The 21,202-nt window shown below is 66.4% G+C and carries 20 protein-coding genes; 9 read left to right on the top strand and 11 right to left on the bottom strand.

The genetic code is table 11. The annotated features are described in order from the left end of the window. Positions 1-7: 7 nt before the first annotated feature. From MRBLAR12_RS08570 to paaA, 6 genes are read right to left on the bottom strand one after another with little or no spacing between them, the layout of a single operon-like run. A complete protein-coding gene (locus MRBLAR12_RS08570) occupies positions 8-790 on the bottom strand; it encodes an enoyl-CoA hydratase/isomerase family protein (RefSeq protein WP_364745176.1) in 783 nt (260 codons plus the stop codon). A gap of 41 nt (positions 791-831) precedes the next feature. Then, a complete protein-coding gene (gene paaE, locus MRBLAR12_RS08565; protein WP_364745173.1) occupies positions 832-2,058 on the bottom strand; it encodes a 1,2-phenylacetyl-CoA epoxidase subunit PaaE in 1,227 nt (408 codons plus the stop codon). Positions 2,059-2,073: 15 nt separating this feature from the next. Beyond that, on the bottom strand, positions 2,074-2,628 hold the full coding sequence (gene paaD / locus MRBLAR12_RS08560) for a 1,2-phenylacetyl-CoA epoxidase subunit PaaD (RefSeq protein ID WP_229995233.1): 555 nt from the start codon (positions 2,626-2,628) through the stop codon (positions 2,074-2,076). A gap of 11 nt (positions 2,629-2,639) precedes the next feature. Beyond that, positions 2,640-3,575, bottom strand: coding sequence for a 1,2-phenylacetyl-CoA epoxidase subunit PaaC (gene paaC, locus MRBLAR12_RS08555; RefSeq protein ID WP_364745170.1), 936 nt, complete (start codon positions 3,573-3,575; stop codon positions 2,640-2,642). Continuing rightward, a complete protein-coding gene (gene paaB / locus MRBLAR12_RS08550; RefSeq protein ID WP_229995222.1) occupies positions 3,572-3,874 on the bottom strand; it encodes a 1,2-phenylacetyl-CoA epoxidase subunit PaaB in 303 nt (100 codons plus the stop codon). The genes paaC and paaB overlap by 4 nt, the downstream gene beginning before the upstream one ends. Next, entirely contained in the window at positions 3,871-4,902 is a 1,032-nt protein-coding gene (paaA, locus tag MRBLAR12_RS08545; protein WP_364745166.1) for a 1,2-phenylacetyl-CoA epoxidase subunit PaaA, read from the bottom strand. The genes paaB and paaA overlap by 4 nt, the downstream gene beginning before the upstream one ends. Positions 4,903-5,061: 159 nt before the next feature. On the opposite strand from paaA, the gene lepB reads away from it, so the two are divergent. Beyond that, entirely contained in the window at positions 5,062-5,775 is a 714-nt protein-coding gene (gene lepB, locus MRBLAR12_RS08540; protein ID WP_364745163.1) for a signal peptidase I, read from the top strand. A 70-nt stretch (positions 5,776-5,845) separates the two neighbouring features. Here lepB and MRBLAR12_RS08535 read toward each other — a convergent pair whose 3' ends face one another. The 3 genes from MRBLAR12_RS08535 to MRBLAR12_RS08525 form a co-directional block, all read right to left on the bottom strand. Continuing rightward, complete coding sequence (locus MRBLAR12_RS08535) at positions 5,846-7,306, bottom strand: polysaccharide biosynthesis tyrosine autokinase (protein ID WP_364745160.1); 1,461 nt, start codon at positions 7,304-7,306, stop codon at positions 5,846-5,848. A 93-nt stretch (positions 7,307-7,399) separates the two neighbouring features. Further along, on the bottom strand, positions 7,400-8,587 hold the full coding sequence (locus MRBLAR12_RS08530; RefSeq protein WP_364745157.1) for a hypothetical protein: 1,188 nt from the start codon (positions 8,585-8,587) through the stop codon (positions 7,400-7,402). A gap of 174 nt (positions 8,588-8,761) precedes the next feature. Continuing rightward, a complete protein-coding gene (locus tag MRBLAR12_RS08525) occupies positions 8,762-9,355 on the bottom strand; it encodes a hypothetical protein (RefSeq protein ID WP_364745154.1) in 594 nt (197 codons plus the stop codon). A 238-nt stretch (positions 9,356-9,593) separates the two neighbouring features. Between MRBLAR12_RS08525 and MRBLAR12_RS08520 the strand changes: the two genes are divergently transcribed. Both MRBLAR12_RS08520 and arfB read left to right on the top strand, forming a co-directional pair. Then, positions 9,594-10,196, top strand: coding sequence for a low molecular weight phosphatase family protein (locus tag MRBLAR12_RS08520; RefSeq protein WP_364745151.1), 603 nt, complete (start codon positions 9,594-9,596; stop codon positions 10,194-10,196). 95 nt (positions 10,197-10,291) lie between these two features. Continuing rightward, positions 10,292-10,714, top strand: coding sequence for an alternative ribosome rescue aminoacyl-tRNA hydrolase ArfB (gene arfB, locus MRBLAR12_RS08515; RefSeq protein ID WP_364745148.1), 423 nt, complete (start codon positions 10,292-10,294; stop codon positions 10,712-10,714). A 65-nt stretch (positions 10,715-10,779) separates the two neighbouring features. Here arfB and MRBLAR12_RS08510 read toward each other — a convergent pair whose 3' ends face one another. Next, a complete protein-coding gene (locus tag MRBLAR12_RS08510; RefSeq protein WP_229995214.1) occupies positions 10,780-11,115 on the bottom strand; it encodes a hypothetical protein in 336 nt (111 codons plus the stop codon). Positions 11,116-11,542: 427 nt separating this feature from the next. Between MRBLAR12_RS08510 and MRBLAR12_RS08505 the strand changes: the two genes are divergently transcribed. The 6 genes from MRBLAR12_RS08505 (at position 11,543) to MRBLAR12_RS08480 (ending at position 20,510) form a co-directional block, all read left to right on the top strand. After that, positions 11,543-12,604: an LCP family protein gene (locus MRBLAR12_RS08505; protein ID WP_364745145.1), complete on the top strand. Its 1,062-nt coding sequence runs from the start codon at positions 11,543-11,545 to the stop codon at positions 12,602-12,604. Between the two features lie 74 nt (positions 12,605-12,678). After that, positions 12,679-13,794: an LCP family protein gene (locus MRBLAR12_RS08500; RefSeq protein ID WP_364745142.1), complete on the top strand. Its 1,116-nt coding sequence runs from the start codon at positions 12,679-12,681 to the stop codon at positions 13,792-13,794. Between the two features lie 27 nt (positions 13,795-13,821). Continuing rightward, positions 13,822-16,038, top strand: coding sequence for a S9 family peptidase (locus tag MRBLAR12_RS08495; RefSeq protein ID WP_364745139.1), 2,217 nt, complete (start codon positions 13,822-13,824; stop codon positions 16,036-16,038). Positions 16,039-16,271: 233 nt separating this feature from the next. Further along, positions 16,272-17,042, top strand: coding sequence for a peptidoglycan-binding protein (locus MRBLAR12_RS08490; RefSeq protein ID WP_364745136.1), 771 nt, complete (start codon positions 16,272-16,274; stop codon positions 17,040-17,042). Between the two features lie 7 nt (positions 17,043-17,049). After that, positions 17,050-19,590 (top strand): hypothetical protein, encoded by a 2,541-nt coding sequence (locus MRBLAR12_RS08485; RefSeq protein ID WP_364745133.1) that lies wholly within the window; start codon positions 17,050-17,052, stop codon positions 19,588-19,590. Between the two features lie 293 nt (positions 19,591-19,883). Continuing rightward, a complete protein-coding gene (locus MRBLAR12_RS08480) occupies positions 19,884-20,510 on the top strand; it encodes a dihydrofolate reductase family protein (protein WP_364745131.1) in 627 nt (208 codons plus the stop codon). Positions 20,511-20,597: 87 nt separating this feature from the next. Here MRBLAR12_RS08480 and MRBLAR12_RS08475 read toward each other — a convergent pair whose 3' ends face one another. After that, positions 20,598-21,161, bottom strand: coding sequence for a GNAT family N-acetyltransferase (locus MRBLAR12_RS08475; protein ID WP_364745128.1), 564 nt, complete (start codon positions 21,159-21,161; stop codon positions 20,598-20,600). Between the last annotated feature and the right edge of the window lie 41 nt (positions 21,162-21,202).

Raw genomic sequence — 21,202 nt, 5'->3', positions numbered from 1 at the left:
GAGAAGCTTAAAAACCTTTGAAAACCGGGCTGCGCTTCTCCTGGAAGGCGCGGAAACCCTCGGCGTAGTCCTCGCTTTTGCACAGCCTTGCCTGCTCGGCGTTCTCCTCTGCCATGGCCTCCCACAGCCCCAGCCGCTGGTCCCGGATGTGCGCCACGAGCTCCTTGCTGGCCCGGAACGCACCCGTGGCGCCTGTGGCCACGTTGGCGACGATCGACCGGGTGGCCTCGAGCAGTTCGGCTGCCGGCATGGCCCGGCTGAACAGTCCCTGCGCCACGGCGTCTGCGCCGCTCATGAGCTCGGCGGTGTAGATCAGGTCCAGGGTCCGGTGCATGCCGAGGCGCTCGGTGAAGTACCAGTGGCCGCCGGAATCGAGGGTGGCGCCGAGCTTGGCGAACGGTGAGCCGAACTTGGCATTTTCCGCCACGTAGACCACGTCCGTGGCCAGCAGCAGGCCGAGCCCCACGCCGAGGCAGGCGCCCTGGGCCGCGGCGAACGTGGGCGCCGGGAAGGCGCTCATCTTCTTGAGCAGCGGCTGGACGAGGCCGCCCAGGTAGGCCTGCGCGTCGTCGCTCTCCGGGGTCACGCCGGCAATGTCACGGCCGGCGCAGAAGGCGCGTCCTTCGCCGCGGAGCAGCAGTGCCCGGACCTCGCCGCGGGCGGCGGCGTCAGCGGCGCGATCGTACGCCTGGGACAAATCCGCGAGTGCCTGCTCGTCGAGGGAGTTCAGCTTGTGCGGGGCGTCGAGTACGACCTCGGCGACGCCGCGAGCAATGGACAGGGAAATCATGGGGCTCCTTGGATTCGAAAAGGCCTAGTAGTCGAAAAACCCTAGACGTCGAAGTCGACCGTGACTTCCGGGGTGGTGGGGTGGGACTGGCAGGTCAGGACATAGCCCTTGTCGAGCTCGTCCTGCTCCAGGGCGTAGTTCTCGTCCATGGTGACATTGCCGCTGACCACCTTGGCCCGGCAGGTGCCGCAGACGCCGCCGGCGCAGGCGAACGGCACGTCGGGGCGGACCCGGAGGGCGGCGTTGAGGATGGATTCGCGGGCGTGGGTGGGGCTCGCCACTTCGCCCTGCAGGCCGTCCAGCTTGAACGTGATCTTGTAGGTCTCCTTGGATTCGTCCGCGATCACCGGCCGGCCAATGTTGCCCTCGGGGCGGTCCGGCTTGCCGGAAGTGAACAGTTCGAAGCGGACGTGCTCCGGGGTGACGCCGCGTGCGGCGAGAGTGTCCCGGCACAGCTGGACGAGTTCGAACGGGCCGCAGAGGAACCATTCGTCGACGTCGTCAGCGTGGATGGCGGTGCCCAGCAGCGCCTGCAGCTTCTCGGCGTCGATCCTGCCGCTGAGCAGCGGCGCGATCCGCTGTTCACGCGAGAGCACGTGGTGCAGCGCCAGCCGGGACGGGTATTTGTCCTTCAAGTCCGCGAGTTCCTCGAGGAACATCACGTCCATGGCGGCCTTGTTGGCGTAGATGAGGTCGAAGCGGGTCTCCGGATGGGCCGCCAGCAAGGTGCGGGCAATGGCGATCACGGGAGTGATGCCGGAGCCTGCGGCGATCGCGACGAACGAGCCGGGCTCCCCCGCCAGCTCCTCCGGGTGGTTCATGGAGTTCATGACGTTCTGCTCCACGGACTTGCCGTCGCGGCCGTGCTTGGAGATAAAGGCACCCATGGGGCTCATGACGTCCAGGACGTCGCCAGCCTTGAGTTCGGCGTTGGCCCACGTGGAGAACAGGCCCCCGAGGTCTTTCTTGATGGCCACCCGGATTTCGCTGCTGCCGTCCGCGAAACTGCGCGGCTCGGCGCAGATCGAGTAGCTGCGGCGGATCTCGTGCGGCTGGCCGTCCGTGTCGGGCAGGGTGGTGCGCAGCGCGACGTACTGGCCCGGCAGGTAATCGAACGCTCCGGCGAGCTCGGCCGGGACCCCGAACGTCACCTCGATGGCGTCGTCGGTGAGCCGGCGGACCTCGTCCACCGTCAGGGTGTGGAAGGACGCACGACGGCGGCCGGTGGCTGTGGCCGACTCCGCGGCGCTCTGGCGGACAACCTTCATGGAGGCACCTGTTCCTTACAAGACTTTGAAGTAGTCGAACGGTTCCTTGCAGTCCTGGCACACGTAGAGGGCCTTGCAGGAGGTGGAACCGAAGCGGGTGAGTTCTTTGGTGTTGAGCGATGAGCACTGGGGACACTTAACGGCGAGCGCGAGCCGGACCGGGCCTGCGTGCCGGACGGCCGCCGAGTGGCCCGACGGCGGGGCGATCCCGTACTGCTCCAGCTTCGCCTTGCCGTCCTCGCTCATCCAGTCGGTGGTCCAGGCCGGGGAGAGGACAAGTTCCACGTTGACGCTGGGGTAGCCTTCGCGGTTGAAGGCCGCTTTAAGGTCGTCGCGGATTGCGTCCATGGCCGGGCAGCCGGAGTACGTCGGCGTGATGGTGACCTGCACCGCCGGGACCATGCCGCCGTCGTCGTAGAGCTGGACATTGCGCAGGATCCCGAGGTCCTCGATGGTGAGGACCGGGATTTCCGGGTCGCAGACGGTGGCAGCGAGGTCCCAGGCTTTTTGCTCGGGGGTCTTCTGCTCCGCCGGGCGGCCGTCTGCGGCCGTGGGGTGGCTGACGTACATGTCCATGGTGGTTACCAGCTGGCCCCGGGGTACTCGCGGGCGAGCACCTGCATTTCGGCGAGGAGGTAGCCGAGGTGTTCGGAGTGCAGACCCTTGCGGCCACCGCCGGGTGTTGGCTGCACGTTGGGGACCTCGAGCTCCGCTTCGGCCAGGACCTCGCCGGTGAGCCGGTCGAAGTTGGTGCGGAGGCTGGAGGGTTCGACGGCGGCGCCTGCTTCGCTGAGGCGGGCGGTGAGCTCGTCGTCGCGGAACAGCTCGTCCACGTAGGGCCAGATGACCTTGAAGCCGTGGATCATCTTTTCGCGGGACTCGTCCGTGCCCTGGGCCAGGCGCAGCACCCACTGGGCGCTGTGGTCGCGGTGGTAGTCCACTTCCTTGACGGCCTTGGCGGCGATGCCGGCGAGCGTTGCATCGGTGGACTGCGTCAGCCGGCTGTACAGCTCGAACTGGTAGTAGCTGACGACGAACTGGCGGGCGATGGTGACGGCAAAGTCGCCATTCGGGAGTTCGAAGATCTCGACGGAACGGAACTCGGGCTCGCTGCGGAAATAGGCGAGGTCGTCCTCGCTGCGGGCTGTTCCGTCCTCTCCGAGAGCGCCGCCGGCGTAGCTGAGGAAGGAGCGGGCGTGGCCCAACTGGTCCAGGGCGATGTTGCCGAGGGCGATGTCTTCTTCGAGTTCCGGGGCGCGGGAAATCCAGTGGCCCAGGCGCTGGGCGAGGACCAGGGCGTCATCGCCCAGGCGCAGGGCGAACTCGGCAACGTCCTCGCTCGGCTTGGCGGTGCCGCGGCTCACGGCCAGGGCGATGTCCTCCGGGCGGAGGGCGTTGCCGGGGGTGATGCGGGTGGCGCTGGCCGTGGCCTCGCCGCTGCCGCTGGCGCCCTGGACGCCGACGGAAATGTCGCCGTGGCCGCCGGTTTCTGCCGCCGTTTCACGTGTGGTGCTCACAGGTGCTTCACGCCCTCGCTCTTGGTGTAGTACGTTGCGTGCCGGTAATCCTTGCCCTGGGGCGACTCGAAGAACGAGCCCTTGGCGTCCGGATCGCTCGAGGCGATGGCCTCGGCCGGGACCACCCAGATGGACACCCCTTCGTTGCGGCGGGTGTAGAGGTCACGGGCGTTGCGCAGGGCCATGGCCGCGTCGGGTGCGTGCAGGGATCCTGCGTGGACGTGGGACAGGCCGCGGCTGGAGCGGACGAATACTTCCCAGATGGGCCAGACGTTTCCTGCTTGGGGTTCGGTTGTCATGCTGCTGATACCTTTTCTGCTTGCTTGCGGCGCTGTTTGTCGGCATAAGCCGCCGCGGCTTCGCGGACCCAGGTGCCGTTGTGGTGTGCTTCACGGCGCCGTTCCAGGCGCTGGGCGTTGCAGGGGCCGCGGCCGGCGAGGACTTCGTGGAATTCATCCCAGTCCAGCGGGCCGTGCTCCCATTTCTTGGTTTCCTCGTTGAAGCGGATGTCCTTGTCCGGGAGGGTGAGCTCCAGGACCTTGACCTGCTCCATCATCATGCCGACGAAGCGGTTGCGCAGTTCGTCGTTGCTGAAGCGCTTGATGTTCCAGGCCATGGACTGCTTGGAGTTGGGTGAATCGTCATCCGGCGGGCCGAACATCATCAGGGCCGGCGCGTACCAGCGGTTCACCGCGTCCTGGGCCATCTGCTTCTGCTCGGGCGTGCCGTGGGAGAGTTCCAGCAGGATCTCGAAGCCCTGGCGCTGGTGGAAGGATTCTTCCTTGCAGACGCGGACCATGGCGCGGCCGTAGGGGCCGAAGGAGGCGCGGCACAGCGGCACCTGGTTGGCGATAGCGGCGCCGTCGACCATCCAGCCGATGGCGCCCATGTCCGCCCAGGTGCGGGCGGGGTAGTTGAATATGGAGGAGTACTTGGCCTTGCCGTCCATCAGGTCCTGCATCATCTGATCACGCGGCTGGCCGAGGGTTTCGGCGGCGGAGTAGAGGTAGAGTCCGTGGCCGGCCTCGTCCTGGACCTTGGCCATGAGGATGGCCTTGCGCTTCAGGCTCGGGGCGCGGGAGATCCAGTTGGCCTCCGGCTGCATGCCGATAATCTCCGAGTGGGCATGCTGGGAGATCTGGCGCAGGAGCGTTTTCCGGTAGGCCGGCGGCATCCAGTCCCGCGGCTCGATCCGGGAATCTTCGGCCATGACCTTGTCGAAGTAGGCCTGGCCCTCGGCGTCGAGCCGGGCCGCGTCCTCGGGGCTCTGTTCATGCCGTACCGGCGATGGCTCGGCGGGCACTGACTGCAGGGTCTGCGATGCCATGGTTGCTCCTCGTGAATTTCCGATAAATAATTACCGACCGTTCGTTCAGGATATGCGGAAGGCCCGAGATGCGTCAAGGACGGGGGTTCCTAATGAATGTCCGGACCGCGCTCAAGCGCCGGCGTCATGAGCCCGGATTGCCGGTGATAGCTTGAACTCGTGAAGATCGCTGCCGGCAAAAAGCTCCCCCTCTGGGCCTCTGTGGCCCTGAACATGCTGATTGCCCTGGTGGCCGTCGCCCTGGTCCAGGGGTTCCTGGTGAAGGCCTATCGGATACCGTCCGGGTCAATGGAGCCGACGCTGCAGGGCTCCGCGGGCGACGGTGACAGAATCCTGGTCAACCGTCTTGCCTACACCGGCTCAGAACCGCACTCCGGCGACATTGTGGTGTTCACCCGGCCGGAAAGCTGGCAGTCGGAATCGGCAGCGGCCCACGGCGGCGGGATCGCCGAGCTTGCCCGTTCATTCGGAGACGTGACAGGGATCGGGACCTCCAACGAGCAATTCCTGGTAAAGCGGGTGATTGCGACTGGCGGCCAAACCATTAGCTGCTGCGGACAGGATGGCAAACTGCGCATCGACGGCCAGCCCCTCGACGAGCCCTACATTTTCGAAGATCTGCCGTTTGAGGCCGGCAGCATCGACTGCCAGACCACTCCTCGTTCGCTCAGGTGTGTTCCCGCGTTCACGGTCCCCGAGGGCGAGCTCGTGGTGTTGGGTGACCATCGTTCAGTCTCGGTTGATTCCGTCATCGCCTGCCGGAGCCTGACTGCTGTGGCTGGTGACTGTATTAGGACGATCAAGTCCTCGGCCGTCGTCGGTCAGGTGGCGGCGAGATTCTGGCCTCTGGACCGCGCCGGCGGAGTGGGCTGACTTACTAGGAATATGAAAATCCCCTCGGAGCGGGTTGCTCCAAGGGGATATCTTCAGTGCTAGCTCGCGTCTACCGCGCCGCCACCGGCTCGACGGATTGATACGCGGTGTAGTACCTGTACGAGCCCGCGCCTGTGGTGGGCACGCGGTTGAGAATGGTGCCGAAGACGGTGCCGTTCACGCGCCCAAGGTTGCCGAGGGATTTGCCAAGCTCTTCATCGGTGGTCTTTCCGGACCTGACGACGACGATTGCTCCGTCGGCAATGCGCGTGAGGACGGCGGCGTCCGTCACGGGGAGCAACGGTGGTGCGTCAACCAGCACAATGGCGTCCTGGGCGAGGGTCTTGAGCAACGTCTTCATGGCCTGCGAGCCCAGCAGCTCACTGGGGTTCGGCGGGATTCGACCTGAACCGAGCACCCGCAGGTTGGGCATCGCGCTCCATACCTGCAGCACGTCTTCCAGCTCGGCGTGGCCGCTCAGAACGTCGGTGACACCGACTCCGGGGATGAGATTGAAGACATCGACCAAGGTGGGCCGGCGCAAGTCGCCGTCGACCACCACAACGTTCTCGCCGGCGGCCGCCATGGTGACCGCCAGATTGGCCGTCACCGTCGATTTCCCCTCGGCCGGCACAGAACTCGTCACGACAATAATCCGCGGGGGATTGTCGACATCGACATACTGGAGATTCGTCCGAAGTTCTCTCAGGGCCTCGGTGATGGCATGCGAACCTTCGCCCGATGCGACCGGGCTGAACCCGTCGTCCAGCACGGTACTTTTCCCGTCCAGGCGGTGATCCACCGGGAGCGTGCCCAGCACTGGCACGCCGAACCGACGTTCGATGGCCGTGGCGCTCCGGAGCCGGCGGTCCAGTCGGTGGCGAATGAGCGCGTAGAGGACTCCGAGGGCCAGCCCGGCCAGGGCTCCGATTCCCAGAGCCAGCTTCACGTTGGGGGATGTCGGGGCGGTCGGCAGGACGGCTTCGCCCAGTGGAACCACCCGGATGACCGGAACGGGAACGACGTCCGAGCCTTCGACGGCGGGGATGCTTTCCATCTCCTTGACTTGCTCAGCAAGGCCCTTAACCCAGGCATCCGCGACCCGCTGGGCCATCGCGGGGTCCGTGGAGGTGGCAGTGACGGCGAGCTGGGCGCTTTCCTTCGGCACGGACACGGAGACGGACCCCAGCAGGGTGTCCGGCGAGGTGGTGAGGCCCAGAGACTTGACGACGCGCTCGGCCACAAGCCTGGACTTGGCCACAGACTCGTACTTGGCGGCCTTCGTCTGGGACAGGTTTTCACTCATGAGCGAAAGACTAAGGTTGTCCGAGCCGCCTGCCACGACGATCCCGCTGGACTGTGCCGAGTAGATCTTCGGCTGCAGGAGGGTCCAGCAAAAAGCGAGCACGGTGAAGGCCAGAGTGAAAGCCAAGACGCCCTTCCACCGGGCCCGGGCGATGCGCAGGTAGTCCTCTAGCGCAAGCCCCGCAGGTGTCTGCCCGTTGTTCTCGGCCGTATCAAAACCAGTCACGCGTTGGTCCTCTCCCCCGTGCCTGGCCCCAACGACCCACACGAAAAGTTACTTTACGGTACGGTGACCGCGTTGGTGTGCTTATTAACCGCGTTAGTCGCGCAGCAGTAATCCCCGGCCGACGAGTCCGTCAACAGCCTCATCCAGTAACGCTTCATAGCCCTCGGGTAGCCCATGCAGAGCTTCGATCCGACTCACCAAAGTCTGCATCGAGATGGGTCGCCGGGCGGACTTCCAGATGATCGGTCCGATGCCGCTGAGGCGGGTGAGTTCGGCTTCCGTCAGGACGAGCAAGTCCTCGCCGATCTCGACCGCGTCAACGGCGGCGGCCGCCTGCAGCCAACCCGCGGGAATTGGTTCTGCTGGCTGTTCGCCGGCAGGGTCCGCCACTGACTCCATTTCCGGTTCCTTCATGGCGGGAGACCATGATTTGGCGGCTTCCGGCGGGTTTTTAGGGTCCGTCAAGAACAGCGGCGCCAAGCTGTCCACCAGGTCAGCCGCTTCGGAATAGCTGACGCGGAACACTCCGCCCACGCTGTCTATCAGCCGGCAGAGCGACTGAAGCGGCTGGAAGACGGCAGTTTGGGAGGACGTGTCCGGAATAAGCGCCAGAACTGCCTCCATCAGAGGGACCGGCTCGATGATGGGCAACTGGTAGTCAGCGCCGGCCAACCTGTCGAGCAGTGCAATGGCCGTGATGCGGGGTTCGCCCGGCGCAACATGCAGGCCTAGCTCGTCCGGGCCGACCTGCAGTTTCGCGGCGCCTGGCGTTGCCTGCTTAACGGACAGAGGCTTGGGATACGGCACAACACTCCCGTCAGCCCGGATGGCGACCGTTTCGTCAGTTATATAGCCGAAAGTCCGGGCGAGCTGCGAGGACGCCGTCGTCTTGCCGGTGCCGGATTTTGCCACGAGGGCAATCACGGCGCCGCCGGGATCCGAAACCCCGCAGGCATGGAGCAGGGTCAGTTCTCCGGCGCGTTCGAGGATGGCAGCGATTGTGACCTCCGAGGTCACGGCTTCCGCCAAGCCCTCAAAGCTGTCCGAGCCGAGGTGCCTGACGCCGACGCCCGGGAGCTTCGAATCAAAGTAGATAGAGGCTGTGAAGGGCAGGCCTGCGGTGCCGGGCGCTACTTCCGGCGTGTTAGGTCGGGGATTACCAATACAGCGGCTCCACGCCGTGGCCATTGATTGCCGCTGACCAGTAGTGACTGCTGCACCCCAGGCGACGGTGAAAAGAGTTTCCAGCACCTCGATATGCAAGTCGGCGGAGGCTTTCACTCAGCATCACCTCCCCCCGCGCGGCTCGTCAGAAGAAGCCCGTCCACTACACGTTGCCCGCACTGCCAGACGCCTTCCGTCACGGCACTCCCAACGCATTTCGATATCTCACACTCGCCATTAGATCACTGTTGGAAGGCCAACGAGGCCGCAGATCCAGCCGCGGATGAACCTCTAGTTCTTAGCGATGTGCAGGGTGACAGGCGAAATATCCAAATTGACATTGGGGCGAGTGCCGTCGGGGAGGGTGAAGCTTACAGAGATTGAAAAATCGCGTGCGGGGCTGCCATTTCCTCCGGTGTAGTAGTACGAAGTGGGATCCATGGAGAAAGACAGTTTGTCGTTGGCCGGGATGCCGTTAGCCGTGAAGGTACCAACGAAAACTTTGCTCGCAGTTAAAGGCTGAGGAGTAAAGGACGTTGCACCCGTGAGCTTTAGGAAACCGACGCCTGGGTCAGCGGTTCCGGAAGTGGCCGGCTGGATGGTGACTGTACCGCTAATGGGGCCGGCGATGGCCCCCGCGTAGTTGGTGATCGTGAAGCCCGTGGGCCCGGTTCCCGGCTTTGCCTTGCTTTTTGGGTCCGTCGGAGCGAATGATACGGCCCCGCTCAGCCCATCAAAGCCTGCGCTCGCATTACGTGCCGACGCCGACGCGGCCGGCGCTGCAATTGCTGCCGCGATAACGGGCACGCTCCATGCGGCGCCCTTAACAACGGAACGGCGGTCGAAACTCGCCTTCGGTGCGGCCAGGCTCTTGATCTCCGACATCTACTACCCCAAGTTCTAGTGCGGCGGAGAACCCAGTCGGGCCAGCTCCTGCCGAGCGTTTCGGCATCCTTGGACGACTGTACGCAGAAAAGCATGAATCTTCAATATCAAGATGCTTTATTTTCAAGAACGACAGAATTCGCCACTATCTCCTCCCGGAGATCTGAATGGCCCGTCGCGGATAGACTCGGAGACCATGCCGCCGGTAAGAGTCTCGCTAACGGAAGTTGGACAAACCTTGGATACGCCTCGCCCCGTTCGGATCCTCACGGTCTGCACCGGCAACATCTGCCGCTCGCCGGTGGCCGAGCGCCTGCTTCAGGCGGGCCTGGACCAGGTGCAACCTGGCGCCTTTGTGGTGCGAAGCGCAGGCACGCGGGCCATGGTGGGCGATCCGATCCAGCCGAGCTCTGCGGACATCATCAGGACGTTTGGCGGAACGCCGGACGGCTTTGCGGCCCGCCAACTAACGCAAAAGATCCTCAGGGAGTCCGATCTCGTGCTGGCGATGACCGCTAAACACCGCGGCGAGGTGATGCAGATGGATGCCTCGTTGCTGAAGCGGACCTTTACTATCCGCGAGTTTGCCCGGATGCTGAAGGTCCTTGAGCAGCGCGACGCGGACGCTTCCGCGCCCTCTTCTGCCGGCGACATTCCTGCCTTTTGGCGGGAACTCCCGGGCCGGGCGGGGTCAGTGCGTCACCTGGCGCTGGCCCCGGACGCCTCCGACAACGACGTCGTGGATCCCTACCGGCGCGGGCAGGAGTTCTACGACCAGATGGAGGACGAGCTGGCCCCGGCCATCCTCGCCATCCTACGGTTCGCACGCCACCACAGCTGAGCCAGGCCAGTACTTGTAGCTAGGCCGCCAGCATTCGAACTCGGGGAACCGCGGCCGTCTCCGCGCCGGCGCCCATTTCGTGCAACGCTAGTTGCATGGATCTGGAGGTGTCGCCCGCGCTCACGATTCCCGCGTCGGAACTCGGTTGGCGGTTCTCGCGTTCGTCCGGGCCAGGCGGTCAACACGTCAATACCTCGGACAGCCGCGTCGAACTCTCGTGGAACGTCGCCGGCTCGGCGGCGCTCTCGGATGGCCAACGGCAGATGCTCCTCAGCCGCCTCGGACAACGTCTCATCGTCGGGGTGATCACCGTGACCGCCTCCGAGCGGCGCTCTCAGCTGCGCAACCGCGAGATCGCGCTGGCCAAGCTCGCCGACCTCGTCGCAGAGGGTCTTGCACCCGAAGCTGCTCGCCGCCGGGCAACCAAACCCACCCGGGGTTCGAACCGTCGGCGCCTCGCCGCAAAGGAGCAGCGGGCGGCGACGAAACGGCAACGACAGCGGCCGTCCGCCGAGTAGTGCCCTCCAGCCATTTTTCAGCCGATAAAAACTTGTTCGAGAGGCGAACCCGGCGCAGCTGGATACTAGGCCGCCGCCAGCCTTCGGACCCGGGGAACCGGAACCGCGGCCCTTTCCGCCGGCGCTACGATGCTGAGCTGGCATTCTGACTGCAGCGGATCAATGGTGGCCGGCAGGTGGTGGGAGGCTGAGCACTCCCGGAGCTGTTCGAGGGCCGCCGGTTCCACCACGGCGTGGCTGACATCCACCACCAAGTGGAGTCCTTCCCTCAGGTGGTTTGCCCGCTTGACCACCACGTACAGGGCCTGGAGGCTCCTCGCCGTCACATGTCCCTGCGCTGCTACTTCTGCCTGACCGCAATCGAGGTCGAGCCTGACAAGGACCCGGAGTTTGTGGTTCAAAACGATTCCCCTGTTCGTGCATGTACCGCTTGGCCGCGACGCTGCGACCGGTTTGGCCGCGACGCTGCGACCGCAACCCAGCCTAGGCATGGAGTGTGACGTAGGCAACAGTGCGCTTCATATCGGGGAAACCGCGCGTTATGTGCCGGGTTGTTGGCGAAAAAGTGTTGATCTGCGGGCACGGTGTACTGTAGAGGAGGCCCCACGGAGACCATCCGGCACTTGGCACTAGCCCAGAACGCACCGGAGAGCGACATCGTGGCCCCCTTACCGCCGCGGCGAGGAACTGCATCACCGGATGCAGGACGAGCCAGCGCCGGCCAGCCAGTCCACTCTGCGTTTCGCGCCCCTCAGTACTCCGGCGTGGCCCGCCAGAGTACTGGCAGCCAGAATCCGGGCACCGGGCCCGGCCGACTTAGAGGAACACATGACACACCCCTTCGACAGCCCAGACGACGACCGCGGGGCGGATTTCCGCGAGCGGCGGCGCCCCGTGAAGAAACGCCGAGGCCGCAAGGTGCTGATCGCCGTCGGCGTGGTGCTGGCGCTCGTCGCGGTGGTGGCTGGCGGCTACCTCTTTAACCTCGCACGGACCTTCGACTCCGGTAGCAGCAAGATTGAGCAGGCCTTCCCGGACGAGTCCACGCGCCCGAAGAAGACGGACACCTCGATGAACATCCTGGTGATGGGCAGCGACAGCCGCGGCGCCGCCGCGTCTGATAACGCGGGCGCCACGCCCACAGACCAACGCGCGGACACGCTGATGCTCATGCATATCCCGGCGGACCGCAAGAACATCTACACCATGTCCATCATGCGCGACCTCTGGGTGGACATCCCCGGGCACGGCGAAGCCAAGATCAACTCGGCGCTGGCCCTTGGCGGCACGCCCCTGATGGTGCAGACCGTCGAGTCGATCTTCCAGCAGCGCGTCGATCACGTGGCGATGATCGACTTCGAGGGCTTCAAGGGCCTCACGGACGCGCTGGGCGGGGTGACCGTGAACCTCAACCTGCCGTTCACCTCGAACGATCTGAAAGGCCAGTCCTTCGCCCCGGGCCAGCACACGTTCAATGGAACCGAAGCCCTGGCCTTCGTGCGCGAACGCCACGCCTACGCCGACGGCGACTACCAGCGGGTCCGCAACCAGCAGGAGTTCCTGCGGGCCATCATCAAGAAGTCGACCGCCGGCCAGACGCTGAGCAACCCGATCACGATCAACAACATGGTGGGCGCCGTCTCGCCGTTCGTGACAGTGGACAAGTCCTTTGATTCTGGAGCCGTGGCCGGGCTGGGGCTCGAACTCACGGACATCCGGGCGCAGAATACCGTCATGTTCACGCTACCGACCGGCGGCGTGGGAACGTCCACGGACGGCCAGTCGATCGTACTGGCCGACCCGAACGCCATCAACGACATCTCCGGGGCCATGGCCTCGGGCACCCTGGGCGAGTACGTTGCGGCGAACGAGTTCGAGAACGGGAACTGAGCCCGCCAAGTGAGGCGCCAGGGGAGGCCCTTGGACCCATAGTCCGCGGCGGGCTGCAGTGGTAGCGTCCGTTCATGGGGAATGCTCCGGAGCCAGCAGCCGCGGCTTCCGCGGCGTCCCCTCCCCCGTCCCCCGCGGCACGCCGTCGTCGTCGGATCATCCTGCTCCTGGGGGCGCTGGTCGCGCTCGCCGTGGCCGTTGCGGCCTCGGTGTACGTTTTCTCCCGGCCGCGGTCCGCCGACCCGGCGCCGGCGGGAACCGCCGCACCGGCCGCCGCGCCCGCGACGGCACCCGGCCCGGCACCCACTCCCAGCCCCGTTCCCACGCCGCCGCCCAGCCCCACGCCCACGCCGGAACCGCCCGCCGTCGCCCTTAACATCTTGCTGATTGGGAGCGACAGCCGGGTCAATGAGCGGGCGGCGGCGGCCGGCGGCACCGCCTCCGACCAGCGCGGGGACGCCCTCGTGCTGATCCACCTCCCGGCGGACCGGCAGAGTGTCTACGGCATCTCGATCATGCGTGACCTGTGGGTGAACATCCCCGGCTACGGATTCGCGAAAGTGAACGCCGGACTTGAGCTGGGCGGGCTGCCGCTGATGACGAAGACCGTGGAGGCGCTGCTGGGCCAGCACATAGACCATACGGTGATGCTGGATTTTCAGGGTTTCGCGGCCATGACAGACGCGCTCGGCGGGGTTGACGTCAACGTCAAGCGGGCATTCACCAGCACCGCAGATGACAAGGTGTATTTTCCGGCGGGCGTGAACCGACTCAACGGGTTGCAGGCCCTGGCCTTTGTCCGCGAGCGCCATGCCTTCGCCGATGGCGACTACCAGCGGGTCCGGAACCAGCAGACCTTCTTGAAAGCCGTGATGGCCAAGATGGCGTCCGAAGGCAGGCTGGCGGACCGCGACACCGTCCGCAAACTCATCGCCACTGTGCTGCCGCACGTGACCCTGGATGCAAGCTTCACCCTGAAGTCGCTGGAACACCTCGCCTTCAGCCTCCGCAGCACAGCGCCGGGCCGTGGCGTGTTCTTCACGCTGCCGACCGCCGGCACAGGGTTCAGCCGGGACGGCCAGTCGATTGTCCTGCAGAACCCTGCCGCGACCGCCGCGGTCTCCGCCGCGCTGGGCTCGGGGACGCTTGCCCGCTACGTGGCGGCCAACAATTTGCAGAACGGCAATTGAGGCGCCGCTCTTCGGTAGATTGGGTCCATGACCCAGACTCCCGCCCAGCCGTCCCCGCAGCCTCCCGTCGCCCGGAAAGTTCCCGCGGTGCGCACCCACCACGGCGACGCGTTCGAGGACAACTACGAGTGGCTGCGGGACAAGGAATCCGCCGAGGTGGTGGACCTGCTCAAGGCCGAAAACGCCTACCAGGAGGCCGTGACCGCGCACCAGGAGCCGCTGCGCGAGGCCATCTTCCAGGAGATCAAGGGCCGCACCCAGGAAACAGACCTCTCGGTCCCGAACCGCAAGGACGGCTGGTGGTATTACACCCGCTCGGTCGAGGGCAAGGAGTACGGCATCCACTGCCGCGTGCGCGGCCAGGAAACCGGGGACCGCGTCGCGGACTGGACTCCCCCGGCCGTGGAGGCCGGCGTCGTCATCCCCGGCGAGGAAGTCCTGCTCGATGGCAACCTAGAGGCCGAGGGCAAGCCGTTCTTCGCCGTGGGCGGGGCCGCCACGACCATCGACGGCACCCTCTATGCCTACGCCGTGGACAACGCGGGCGACGAGCGCTTCACGCTGCGCATCAAGGACCTGCGCACCGGTGTGCTGCTGCCGGACGTGATCGAGAACGTCTTCTACGGCATCTCCTTCTCCCCCGACGGCAGCCGGATCTTCTACACCGTGGTGGACGATTCCTGGCGGCCGTACCAGGTGAAGTCCCATGTGCTCGGCACACCCGTCAGCGAGGACGCGGTCATTTACCAGGAGGACGACGTCGCCATGTGGCTCGGCTTCGAGCTTTCGGCCGACCGGCGCCACCTGGTGCTCAGCATCGGCTGCTCCGAGTTCAGCGAGACCCGCCTGCTGCGCTTTGATGACCTCGACGCCGGACTGCGCACCGTTATCTCCCGCGACGAGCGCATCCTGTACGAGGCCGAGCCGTTCCTGCTGGCGGATGCCTCAGGCCGGAGCCAGGAGCGGATCCTGCTCACCCACAACAAGGACGCCATCAATTCCATGGTCTCGCTCGTGGACCCGGCCGAGCTCGCAAAGCCGCTCGCCGAGCAGCACTGGGACACCGTCGTCGCCCATTCCGACCACGTCCGGGTCAACGGCGCCGGGGTCACCTCGACCCACGCGGTGGTCTCCGTCCGGAAGGACACCATCGAACGGGTCCAGGTCCTGCCCCTGGCCGGCCTGGGCACCCCGGAGCAGGGCGCCGCGGTGGAACCCGCGTTCGACGAGGAGCTGTACACGGCCGGCGTCGCGGGCTCCGACTACGAGGCCCCCGTGATCCGGATGGGCTACACCTCGTACTTCACCCCGTCGCGGGTCTACGACTTCGTGCTGCCCACCGCGGAGCAACCGGCCGGTGAACTCCTGCTGCGCAAGGAGAGCCCGGTGCTGGGCGGCTACTCGAGGTCGGACTACGTCGCCACCCGGGAGTGGGCCACCGCCGCGGACGGGACGAAGATTCCGCTCTCGGTGCTCCGCCACGCCTCCGTCCGGCAGGATTCGACCGCGGCCGGGCTGGTGTACGGCTACGGCTCCTACGAAATGAGCATGGATCCGGGCTTCGGGATTCCCCGGCTGTCCCTGCTGGACCGGGGCGTCGTGTTCGTGATCGCCCACATCCGCGGCGGCGGGGAGCTGGGCCGGCACTGGTACGACGACGGCAAGAAGCTGCGTAAGAAGAACACGTTCACCGACTTCATCGCGGCCACCGACTGGCTCGCCGGATCCGGCTGGGTGGACCCGGGCCGGATCGCCGCGATGGGCGGCTCCGCCGGCGGCCTGCTGATGGGCGCCGTCGCCAACCTGGCGCCGGAAAAGTATGCGGCGATTGTTGCCGCCGTCCCGTTCGTAGACGCGCTGACCACCATCCTGGACCCCGAACTGCCGCTCTCGGCCCTGGAGTGGGAGGAATGGGGCAACCCGATCACCGACCCGGACGTGTACGCGTACATGAAGTCGTACACGCCCTACGAGAACGTCCAGGCCGTGGCGTACCCGAAGATCGCCGCGGTCACCAGCTTCAACGACACCCGCGTGCTCTACGTGGAGCCGGCCAAATGGGTGCAGCGGCTGCGCGAAGTGAACACCGGCAGCGAGCCGATCGTCATGAAGATCGAGATGGAAGGCGGCCACGGCGGCGCCTCGGGCCGGTACGTGCAGTGGCGCGAACGGGCCTGGGACTACGCGTTCGTGGCCGATTCCCTTGGCGCCACCGAACTGCTGCCGGGAGCCGGAGTGAAGTAGCCCGCACGGGCGGCACATCCGGCCGCGGTTTCGCTGGCGAGTTCCGCACTAACGCGCCCATTCGCCAAAGATGGCCGCTATGAGAGCTCTCATAGCGGCCATTTTCGTCGAATCGGCGGGGCGTCCGGTACACAATTAATGATCATCATGCTTACTATTGACGCTTGTTAGGCACATCGATGGAGAAACTGCTCACTGGGGGCAGCAGAGACGTGCCGGAGATGGAGTTTGTTATGAGCGTTGAGCAGGGAATGACGCCGTTGACTGATGATGAGCTGATGGCGCAGGGCGGCACCGCCCTTCCGGACAAGGAGGTCGCTTCCGTCCTGGACCTGAACGCCGACCTGAACCTCGGGATCAGCGCGGCGGCGCCGATCGATCTCGGCATCGCGGCCAACGCCAACGTTGCCGCGCCGATTGATGCGGCCGCCTCCGCAAACGTGCTCTCCTTCGGTTCTGAGTCCCAGGCCCTCGCCGACCAGGGCACCATCATCAACCAGGGCGTCACGGGCGACGCCACGGCAGACTCCACCCAGGACAGCGTCATCGATCAGGGCGCCGGCACGGATGCCGGGACCACAGCAGGTTCTGCCGCAGCGCCTGCCCCCACGGATCCGGCCACAGCCGATCTCGCCGGTGCCGTACCTGCCGACGCTGTTCCTGCCGACGGCACGGGCGTCCTGCCCGATGGCACGGCCCCGGACCTGGGCGGCGCGCTGCCGACGGATGTGGCCGGAGCCGCAGGCGCCGCGGGTGCCCTCAGCGGCAACCTGCTCAACGTCGACGTGAACCTGGACGCCAACGCGGGCATCGCAGCACCCATCAATGGCGCGGTGGCCGCCAACGCCAACGTCGCCGCGCCGATCGACGCGGCCGTCGGCGCCAACATCGGCTCAATCGACAGCAACGCGTTCGCCGTCGCCCAGCAGGATGCCATCATCAACCAGGACATCCATGGCGACGCCACGGCGTCGGCTGACCAGCAGTCCGACCTGAAGCAGTAGCACCTAGATGAACACTGTGCACGGAGGGCCGTCCGGGCAGGACGGCCCTCCGGTCCTGCCTGCCACCGGCGGCGTCGGCTCTGCCTCGACCGGCAGCGCCACGTCCGACGCCGGATCCGGCGCCGGAACTGCCGGCCCCGGTACTGCCGGCGCCGGTACTGAGGGCGCAGGGTCGTCCGTGGCCGTCGGCCTGCAGCCGGTGCCGCTGCGGGCCGCCGGCGTCCAGCTGATCGGTGAGGCGAAGGGGTCCGGCTACAAGGAACCCCCGTCCCTGGTGCGCCGCTCCGACGGCCAGACCATCCAGCTCACGCGCCTGCTATACCTGGTGCTCGAGGCGATCGACGGCCAGCGGGGCCCGGAAGAAATCGCCGGGCACGCCAGCAACAGTTTCGGACGGCTCGTCAGTGCCGAGAACGTCCGCACCCTGATCACCTCCCAGCTCCTCCCCCTCGGACTCCTCCGGCTGGCGGACGGTTCCGAGCCCGAAGTGAAGAAATCGGACCCGCTGCTGGGCATGCGCTTCCGGTATTCGGTGACCGATCCGGACCGCACCCGGAAGATCACGGCGCCGTTCGCCACACTGTTCAACCCCTTGATCGTGGTCGCCGTGACCGCTGCCTTCCTGGTCACGTGCTGGTGGGTGCTGATGGTCAAGGGGCTGGCATCGGCCACCCATGAAGCCTTCGCCAACCCCGGATTGGTCCTCCTGATCCTGGTGGTCACGGTGCTCTCGGCCGGTTTCCATGAGTTCGGCCACGCCGCCGCCGCCCGTCGCGGCGGTGCCACCCCCGGCGCCATGGGCACGGGTCTGTACCTGATGTGGCCGGCCTTCTACACGGACGTCACCGACTCCTACCGGCTGGGGCGGGGCGGCCGGCTGCGCACCGACCTTGGCGGACTCTACTTCAACGCAATCGTGGCCGTCGCGATCATGGGCATCTGGTGGGCCACCGGCTTCGATGCGCTGCTGCTGGTGGTGGTCACCCAGATCCTGCAGATGGTCCGGCAGCTGATGCCGCTGGTCCGCTTTGACGGCTATCACATCCTGGCCGACGCCACCGGCGTCCCGGACCTGTTCCAGCGCATCAAGCCCACCCTGCTGGCACTGGTGCCGTGGCGCAGGACAGATCCCGAAGCCAGGCTCCTGAAGCCCTGGGCTCGGGCCGTGGTCACCATCTGGGTGCTGGTCACGGTTCCCCTGCTGCTCTTCAGCATGGCCACCATGGTGCTGACCCTGCCGCGCGTCCTGGGCACCGCCTGGGACAACGGCCTCAAGCAGCAGGCCATGCTCTCCCACAGCCTCGCCGCCGGGGACATTGCCGACGCCGCCGTCCGGGTGATCGCGATCGCCTGCCTGGCTTTGCCGGTGCTGGGCATCCTGTACATCCTGCTGCGCCTGGTCCGCCAGCTGGTCACCGGGCTGTGGCGGAAGACCCGCGGCAAGGCCCTGCAGCGGGCCACCGCAATGGTAGCCATCGCGGCAGTGGCCGCGGGCCTCGCCTGGGCCTGGTGGCCCGGCGGTGACACCTACCGCCCCGTCCAGCCCTACGAGCGCGGCACCCTGGCCGACGCCACCACGGCAGTCTTCCCAGCCGCCGCCACGGGCCGGATGGCGGAGGGCCAGTCGGGCAAGACCGTTGCCCTGTGGCCGGAGGGCGCCCGGAAGCCCACACGCGACGAGCCGCAGCTGAGCATGGTCCTGGTGCCCCGGCAGGGAGCCCCAGCCGGCACGGCCGGCGCGGCGGCGCCGTCGTGGGTGTTCCCCTTCGACAAGCCTGCCGCTCCGGAGGATGACGGCAACCAGTCCCTCGCGGTCAACACCACTGACGGTTCCGTGGTCTACGACGTCGCCTTCGCCCTGGTCTGGGCGGACGACGGCGACACCGTGGACACCAAGAATGAGGCCTACGCCTTTGCCAGCTGCGCGGACTGCGCCGCCGTGGCCGTGGGCTTCCAGGTGGTCCTGATTGTGGGCCAGACCGATGTGATCGTCCCGGAGAACCTCACGGCATCGGCCAACTACAACTGCCTCCGGTGCCTGACCTACGCCCTGGCGAGCCAACTGGTGCTCACCCTTGACGGGCCCCTGAGCGGCGACGGCACGGCCAGGCTCAACGCCCTGTGGCAGGAGATCGCGGCCTACGGCAAGGACCTGCGGAACCAGCCGCTCTCGGAGATCCAGGGCCGGCTCAGCGCGTACAAGGAACAGATCATGGCGGTCATCAAGGCCGATCCCAGTGCCACCCCGGCCGGGTCCTCCGGCACGAAAGCGACGCCGGGCGCAACGCCGGGTGCCACGCCGGGCGCGACGCCTGGCGCCACCCCCGGCGCGACGTCCGGCGCCACCGCGGGAGCGACGTCTGGCGCCTCTGCGGGAGCCACCCCGGGACCCACCGGAGCGACGGCGCCGGCTGGCGGTGCGGCGTCGTCCGGTCCCGCTCCGGGCTCCGTTGCCACGGTGCCGACAGAGCAGCAACCGACTGCGCCGGCTCCCGCGTCGGGCACGGTCTCACCAGCGCCCGCGTCCACCGGGCCGCCGGCACCCTAAGCCGGGGACGCGAACGGCAGCCGAATTGACGCAGATGGCCGGAATGAGGACTTCATTCCGGCCATCTGCGTCAGATCGGCGTTGCGTCAGATCGGCGCTTCCCGGCGTTCCCGGCGCCTCCAACCGCCGGACACCTCCTACCGGGCCTTCCATTCATCCGCGACGACGGTGTACACCATTTCCGTGGCCCGTTCGTCCTTTTGGTGCCACGTTGGCCTGCCACTTTCCACCTGCCGAGATTCCAGGCCATGCCGAGCCGTTGGACCCGGCACCCATCACGGAGAGGCAACACGATGAGACTAACGCTGACAGAGTTCCTCACATTGGACGGCGTGGCGCAGGGTCCTGGATCGCCCGAGGAGGACACCAGCGACGGCTTCTCACAAGGAGGTTGGTTCGTCCCCTACCTGGACGAGGATTTCGTCCGGCGGGCGGCGGCCTGGCTCGGTGAGGCGGATGCGTTGCTGTTCGGCCGTCGGACCTACGAGAACTTTGCGAGGGACTGGCCGAGAATCACGGACCCTGATGATCCGTTCTCCGAAAAGATGAATGGTCTGCCGAAATACGTGGCCTCGCACACCCTGGCGCAGGCTGGTTGGGCACCGACGACGATCCTGTCCGGCGACGTCCCCGCACAGGTCGCTGAGTTGAAGAGGCAGCCCGGCAGGGAATTGCAGATCCACGGGAGTGCCCGGCTGGCCCAGTCGCTGCTGGGCGCAGGGCTGATCGACGAACTGCGCCTGGTGATCGCCCCGGTGGTGGTAAGTAACGGCAGGCGGCTGTTTCCGCCGGGAGGCGCCCCGGCGGGCCTGCGTCTGGTCCGCAATGAGACGACGCCGGGCGGACTCGCGATTCTTGTCTATGAGTCGGCAGGGCTTCCGACGTACGGGACCTATGATCCTGGTTCGTCCCGTGGTTGAGCCTGTCGAACCATTGAACCTGTCGAACCCCGGGGCATCAGAAAGGTGTCCCCTGGACCTGCCTGTCAACGTCTCAGTGGGGCCCGGTTAGCGGGCCTTCCATTCCTCCGCGAGGATGGCGTACACCACCTCCGTGGCCCATTCGCCCTTGTAGTGCCACTTGTCCACCTGCCGTGATTCCAGGCGCATGCCGAGCCGCTCACAAAGCGCCGCCGAGTCCGTGTTCAGGGCATCGAGCTTGGCGTCGATGCGGTGGAAGCCCAGGTCCTCAAAACCGAGCTTGAGCAGCGCCCGGGCAGCCTCGCTCGCGATGCCCCGGCCCCGCGCTTCGGGGGCCAGGCTCCAGCCGATCTCGGCCTGCCCGCACCCCTCCAGCCACTTCAGCACCACCTCGCCGAGCAGCCCCGGCGAGTCCGCGGCCTCGATGGCCAGGGCCACCCAGTCGCCCTCCTTCTCGAACTCGAAGTTGGCGTACCGTCCCACCGTTTCCATCGACTGGGTGTAACTCTTGGCCTCGCGGGGCAGGAACCGGGCGGTTTCCGGGAGCGAGTGGTACGCGTGGAAGGCATCGAGGTCGGAGGCCTCAAAGCGCCGCAGCACTAGCCGTTCGGTGCGGATGGGCAGCGGAGGGAGGGGCTTGGGTTCGGTCATGCCTCCAACGCTACCCATCGATTGCTCCGTAAGCGCCGTTT

This window comes from Arthrobacter sp. LAR12-1-1.1, assembly GCF_040676555.1.
GTDB lineage: Bacteria > Actinomycetota > Actinomycetes > Actinomycetales > Micrococcaceae > Arthrobacter.
This window is presented reverse-complemented; position numbering and strand designations above follow the sequence as displayed.

What these genes read in the sequence shown, in the direction of transcription:
- arfB (WP_364745148.1), top strand. Translation starts at nt 10,292, where the DNA reads ATGGATCTGGAGGTGTCGCCCGCGCTCACGATTCCCGCGTCGGAACTC.
- MRBLAR12_RS08490 (WP_364745136.1), top strand. Translation starts at nt 16,272, where the DNA reads ATGAGCGTTGAGCAGGGAATGACGCCGTTGACTGATGATGAGCTGATG.
- paaE (WP_364745173.1), bottom strand. Translation starts at nt 2,058, where the DNA reads ATGAAGGTTGTCCGCCAGAGCGCCGCGGAGTCGGCCACAGCCACCGGC.
- MRBLAR12_RS08485 (WP_364745133.1), top strand. Translation starts at nt 17,050, where the DNA reads ATGAACACTGTGCACGGAGGGCCGTCCGGGCAGGACGGCCCTCCGGTC.
- paaD (WP_229995233.1), bottom strand. Translation starts at nt 2,628, where the DNA reads ATGTACGTCAGCCACCCCACGGCCGCAGACGGCCGCCCGGCGGAGCAG.
- MRBLAR12_RS08495 (WP_364745139.1), top strand. Translation starts at nt 13,822, where the DNA reads ATGACCCAGACTCCCGCCCAGCCGTCCCCGCAGCCTCCCGTCGCCCGG.
- MRBLAR12_RS08525 (WP_364745154.1), bottom strand. Translation starts at nt 9,355, where the DNA reads ATGTCGGAGATCAAGAGCCTGGCCGCACCGAAGGCGAGTTTCGACCGC.
- MRBLAR12_RS08505 (WP_364745145.1), top strand. Translation starts at nt 11,543, where the DNA reads ATGACACACCCCTTCGACAGCCCAGACGACGACCGCGGGGCGGATTTC.
- MRBLAR12_RS08480 (WP_364745131.1), top strand. Translation starts at nt 19,884, where the DNA reads ATGAGACTAACGCTGACAGAGTTCCTCACATTGGACGGCGTGGCGCAG.
- paaB (WP_229995222.1), bottom strand. Translation starts at nt 3,874, where the DNA reads ATGACAACCGAACCCCAAGCAGGAAACGTCTGGCCCATCTGGGAAGTA.
- MRBLAR12_RS08570 (WP_364745176.1), bottom strand. Translation starts at nt 790, where the DNA reads ATGATTTCCCTGTCCATTGCTCGCGGCGTCGCCGAGGTCGTACTCGAC.
- paaA (WP_364745166.1), bottom strand. Translation starts at nt 4,902, where the DNA reads ATGGCATCGCAGACCCTGCAGTCAGTGCCCGCCGAGCCATCGCCGGTA.
- MRBLAR12_RS08475 (WP_364745128.1), bottom strand. Translation starts at nt 21,161, where the DNA reads ATGACCGAACCCAAGCCCCTCCCTCCGCTGCCCATCCGCACCGAACGG.
- MRBLAR12_RS08500 (WP_364745142.1), top strand. Translation starts at nt 12,679, where the DNA reads ATGGGGAATGCTCCGGAGCCAGCAGCCGCGGCTTCCGCGGCGTCCCCT.